Origin of the sequence: Helicobacter sp. 11S02629-2 (genome assembly GCF_002272875.1) — a bacterium.
In the GTDB taxonomy this organism is placed as follows: Bacteria; Campylobacterota; Campylobacteria; order Campylobacterales; family Helicobacteraceae; genus Helicobacter_I.
In genome coordinates, this window is record NZ_MLAN01000027.1 from 1 (window position 1) to 5,282 (window position 5,282).

General features: G+C 34.1%; 5 protein-coding genes. 2 read left to right on the plus strand and 3 right to left on the minus strand.

Annotated features, from left to right (window positions below; translation table 11 throughout):
• Together BKH40_RS08365 and BKH40_RS08370 are read right to left on the minus strand one after the other, a co-directional pair.
• Positions 1-1,327: methyl-accepting chemotaxis protein (locus tag BKH40_RS08365; protein WP_143428482.1), on the minus strand; the 1,327-nt coding region annotated here is incomplete at its 3' end.
• Between the two features lie 371 nt (positions 1,328-1,698).
• A complete protein-coding gene (locus tag BKH40_RS08370; protein ID WP_095278569.1) occupies positions 1,699-1,986 on the minus strand; it encodes an ATP-dependent Clp protease adaptor ClpS in 288 nt (95 codons plus the stop codon).
• Positions 1,987-2,053: 67 nt separating this feature from the next.
• Between BKH40_RS08370 and BKH40_RS08375 the strand changes: the two genes are divergently transcribed.
• Both BKH40_RS08375 and truD read left to right on the plus strand, forming a co-directional pair.
• Positions 2,054-2,710 carry a dethiobiotin synthase gene (locus BKH40_RS08375; protein WP_095278571.1) on the plus strand — a complete coding sequence of 219 codons (657 nt, stop codon included), beginning with the start codon at positions 2,054-2,056 and terminating at the stop codon, positions 2,708-2,710.
• 250 nt (positions 2,711-2,960) lie between these two features.
• Positions 2,961-4,091 (plus strand): tRNA pseudouridine(13) synthase TruD, encoded by a 1,131-nt coding sequence (gene truD / locus BKH40_RS08380; RefSeq protein ID WP_095278572.1) that lies wholly within the window; start codon positions 2,961-2,963, stop codon positions 4,089-4,091.
• Positions 4,092-4,304: 213 nt separating this feature from the next.
• Here the strand turns inward: truD and BKH40_RS08810 are convergent.
• Positions 4,305-5,282 (minus strand): hypothetical protein (locus BKH40_RS08810; RefSeq protein ID WP_180675173.1); only part of this gene is annotated, 978 nt, incomplete at its 5' end.

Consider the following 5,282-nt stretch of genomic DNA (forward strand, 5'->3'; position numbering starts at 1 on the left):
CATTTTGCATAGACTGAGTTATCTCTTCTATAGCAGTAGCAGATTGTTCTAAAGAAGAAGCTTGTGCATTAGAGCTAGTTGATAGATTAGTAATTTGTGTATTTAGCTTTTTAGCTTCTTCATTAAGCTTTTGTGCTACATCTAAGCTAGCTTTTGTATCTTTTGTAGTTATATCCCTTAAAATATTCACACTATTAGACACACTTAAAAACTCACCTTTTAACTTAGTGATATCAATACTACTTGTAAAGTCATTTTTAGCAAAACGATTTATGGTTGTGCTAATTGAAGTCATATTATCTAAAAGCTCTTTTAAGAAGTCTTCTAAGAACTGTCTTACAAGAGTTAGCTGAGGGTTAGAAGGGGTGTGAGTTAAAGCAGCCTTAAAGTCCCCTTCCCTACAAGATTTCAAAGCCTCTACTATCTCTTCTACGCATACTTTATCTTTACTCAGACTTTCTTGTGCTATAGCAATGGACTGATTGACATTATTAATAATGGCACTTATCTCATCTTTTCCAAGCTTTAGCTTATTTAGATTAACTGTGCTGGCACGCTCATCTTGCTTTAAGAAAAGCACAAACTCTTCAAAGATTAGCCTTATGTTGCTTAGTCCTTTAGATATGTATTTTGAGATTATTATAGTCATAGGGAAGGTGATGATTATAAAAATGATTATGGCGGCTATTGCTGTATATAAGATATTAGATCGTATAGCTCCACTAAACCTATTTATATTAGCCTTTATATCTTGAGTGTAGATTCCACTACCTATCCAAACTCCGGGCATGGAAGCTATTGGGTAAGCGTAGGAAACTTTTGGGGCTAAAGGAGAGTTCATATCAGTTAGATGCCACATGTATCTTGTTATACCCCCACCTTTGTTAGCGGCTGCTTGTAAGTCAAGGATTAACTTTACTCCATTTGGATCAGTTACATCTTTCCAGTCTTCGCCAAGCTTAGCACCAAACCTAGTTGGATAGCCAACTAAGATAGTTCCATCATAAGCGAAGAATGAACCCTTATCACCGCTCTCATTATCATAGTCATAAAAAGTATTATCAACCATTTTTTGTAGTAAAGCTAGTTTTTCTTGACGTGTAGGTAAGTCTTTAACACTCTCGCTAATAGCTACAGCCATAGACTGCACAGCTATCTTCATCTTCTCTTCTGCTTCATGCTCTAAAGTAGTGTCTAATTTTTGCTTTATATAGCTTGTCGTGTAAGTGACTATATAAAGCATGGAAAGTGCTAAGACTATTATAGATATGAAAGAAATTGCTAGGATTTTGTATCTAATCTTGATGTTCCTAAAAAAACTAGCCATATATCGCCCCTCTAAAATCAAAGATAAGACTTACTCTCATAAACAAGGCTAAATGAGATAAGCGTCTGCGGATCATTCTATACAAAAAAAAAAAAAAAGGATCTTGTAAGACTTAAAAAGTAAGTATTTTTTATCTTTTTGTCTATTAAGGAAACATTTGTTAAAAAATACTGCACTTTTAGGGCTTATTGATTATAAATATTAGTTAATAATAAATATTTTTTAGGTATGGAGATAAGATTTTTTAGATTCCATAAACTTATAGAATCTAAAGATATTTGACTGCCGCGTCAAAACGTTATGCCATCTTCTAGCATCAAGATTTTAAACAAAAATAGATTCCATAGCTTCATGGAATCTTAAAATTAGCCTTAAGAAACTCTTCTAAGCTCAAGCCTTAAGCTCTCTCCAAGACTTCTAGCCAAGCTTAAAGCAAGCTGCATCTTATACTCTGCTATATCATAGGCATAAATCCCTACCATGCTCTCATCATTATGATAGATATCTGTAATGATATCATTAGCCTCGATATCGCTTTTTCTAAAAACACTAGTTAATAGGCTTAGCAAAAACTCTAAAGTCAAATCCGCATCTTTTAAAATGACTATGGCGCCAAAAACAGGTAGGATAGAATCCTTTTGCAAACTGTCATCATACATGTCTACTCCTTATATGTCTAGCATGTTATGTCTATCCTAACTATTATACAGCCTTAAAAGGAAACCTATGAAAACCATATTTTTTACTGCGACAAATACAGATGTTGGTAAGACTTACTCCATGCTAAAAGCTTATAAGCTTCTAAAAGATAGAGGCAGTAAAGTGTACATGCTTAAGCCACTTGAAAGTGGTATAAACCTAAGCGATATAAAAGCGGTGCAAAAAAGTGACTGCTATAAACTGATGCAAGCTAGTGGCGTGAAAGATATAAGCAAGATAAACTATAAGACTTTTAGTCTAGGGGCTAGTGTCTATACTTGTGATAAAAACTTTGATATGGGTGCTTTTAGGGTGTGGGTAGAATCTAGACTTGATGCTTTAAAAAAAGAAGGCTATGACTTAGTGCTTTGTGAGGGGGCTGGTGGGATCTTAAGTCCTTTAACTTTAAAGTACTTTTGGAGTGACTTTGCAAAAGAGTTTTGTGATAAGTTAGTATTAGTAGCTAGTGATAAGTTAGGTGAGTTAAATAATATACTTTTAAATGAAAGGCTTTTAAAAACGCTGCAACTCCCCTATAAAATCTTTTTAAACATACAAGATATGCCTACTTTTCAGATTTTAAATATGCCTTTTTTACAAGACTACTTTTCTAGTAAGGATGCTTTATATAAAACTCCACTTAATCTAGACTTGGAGTATGTGGTTAAGTGGATATGTGAATAAGGAAGGAGTTAAGGGGCTTTTAGACCCCTTAAAAAGGAAGATAATGTGAAAGAATTTTAACCCAAAACTAAAGGAGTAACCCTAAAGCTAAACAAGTTTGATGTAATCGCCCTTGAGTGATAGAACTATACAGCAAGAAAACTTAATTTAATATTAAGAATGATTATTATTTTATATTTTATAAAAATATTTTATCTCCCAAGATTCCAGTAGAATCTAAACCTAATCCACCCCTACCCTAAGGAAACTAATGTTTTATGGTAAAAATCACGCGCCTTTAAGCTTTGTCTTTTCACACACACCAAAAGACTTTATAGTAGAAGAAGTCCCACTTTATGAAAGCAGCCTTGAAGGAGAACACCTAGTGCTCTTCATACGCAAGAAAAACATCACTACTTTTGACCTACTTGAAAAGCTAGCAAACTTTGCCCCTAAAAAAGATATAGGCTATGCTGGCTTAAAAGATAAAAACGCCCTAACTTATCAATACATAAGCGTGCCTTTTAAGACTGACCTTAGCATGATAGAAGATGAAAACATCAAGATTTTAGATTCTAAAAGACATAATAATAAGCTAAAAATCGGCCATCTAAAAGGTAATAAGTTTTTTATAAGACTTAAAAAAGTTGATAGCTTAAATGCAAAAAGGCTAGAAGATGAACTAAAGATGGCTTTAGCTTTTGGTTTTCCTAACTACTTTGGCTATCAGCGTTTTGGCAACTTTAATGATAACTATAAGCTAGCTGCTTCTATAAAAAAGCCTATAAAACGTCAAAGCAAAAAAGAGAAGTTTTTAATCTCAGCACTTCAAAGCTTTTACTTTAATAGCTGGCTTGATAGCAGGCTTAAACTTTCTAGCTTAATAGATACTATGGATATAGCTTCGCTTTTAAAGCTTAGATTTAAAGACTTTATGGGAAGTGAAGACTTAGATAGCACTCTTTTAGAAAGAAATGTTTTTGGCAAGGAAGATACCTTAACTTTAGAGCTTGCACAAAGTCATAAGATTCCTTATAAGCTTTTAAAAGGCGATATATGCAAGCACTTTCCTTATGGCAAGTACTTTGATATAGAAGACTTAAAAGAAGAATATGTTAGATTTGAGAGTAAAGATATAGCGCCTACTGGGCTTTTAAGCGGGGAAGATTCTAAAAAGCAAAGTAGGAACTGCTTAGATGAAGTTAGTCTAAGTAAGACTATAGAATCTAGCTTTACTAAACCCATCCTTGCTCTTGGCACAAGACGCTATGCGTGGAGTTTTATAAGTGATTTAAAGTATGAGTATAAAGATACTCTAGCCCACTTTGAGTTAAGCTTCTTCTTGCCAAGTGGCTCTTACGCAACTAGCTTTTTAGAGTATATAAAAAATGAAAAACTTTAACTTTTATAAATCTATAAAAAGATAGTTACAAACAAAAAAGATAGTTAGCTTGCAATTGCACACAAACTAACTAATAGCCACCTTAAGACTTTAAAAAGTCACTAAAAAAGTCTTAAGTTTATCTTCCCTTCTCCCACCCACCCAAAGTTTTTTATAAACTTTGGAATCTATTTTAGATTCTATAAGTTTTATAAAAGACTTTTAAATAGAAGCTTATTTGCCTCCAAAGTAATATGTATAGTTAAGTGAGATGTCACTACTTGCTACACCTTTGTTTGCATCGGTTCTAAAGTAGTACTGATACTCTAGTGATACTGCTTGATGCTTGCCTATAAAGGCTATAAGCCCAGCTTTAAGGGTTGGGAGGATGGTAGGAACGTTTTTAGCACTAGCTTCACGTCTTTTTCTTTCTGCTTCTAACTCTGCTGCACTTTGACTAGCTGCTACCCTTGCTTGATCTAGTATCTCTTTTAACTGGGTTTGAAGGCTTGAGATCTTACTGCCCTGTGCTGCAATAGTTCCAAGCTGATCAGCTATAGATTTATTTGCCTTATTTAGATTGTCGGTCAATGATGCAATAGTCGAGTTAGTTTGACTTGAATCTCCAGCAGTGCTAGTTTTTAGTTCATTTAGTTTTATGGCTGAGGCTAGAGCAGTTTGCACAGTTTGTAAACTTGTATTCAGACTTGCTTGACTGCTAATAAGACCGCTTAATGTATTATCTCTTGTGCTATCTTGACCTAAGGTACCAAGTGCACTTTTGTAATTATTTATAGAGTTTTGCAAGTCTTTTATAGTGCTATTTACTTGAGATATTTTTGTTTGAGCACTATTAAAGTTGTTAAGTAATATATCATTCATAGCACTAGCTAGCGTACTATTAGCTGATGTTAGGGTTACTGGAAACTGGCTTTGGATAGTGCTTATTTGAGTTGCAGCATTACCTTTTGCAAGCTTTGCACCGTATTCATCATTTACTTTTTTCTGAAGCTTTTGCATCTCTGGATCATCAAGACATGATTGATCATTTTGGGCACATACTGCAAGGGCTGCTCCAGCTACATTATCACCACTAAAACTACCACTTCTATTACTTCCACTATCATGTGTTCTTATAGCAACACCAGCGCCTAGTATATAACCTAGTTTTACATAGCCACTTCCTATCTTGAAAGCTTGTATAAAGTCTAA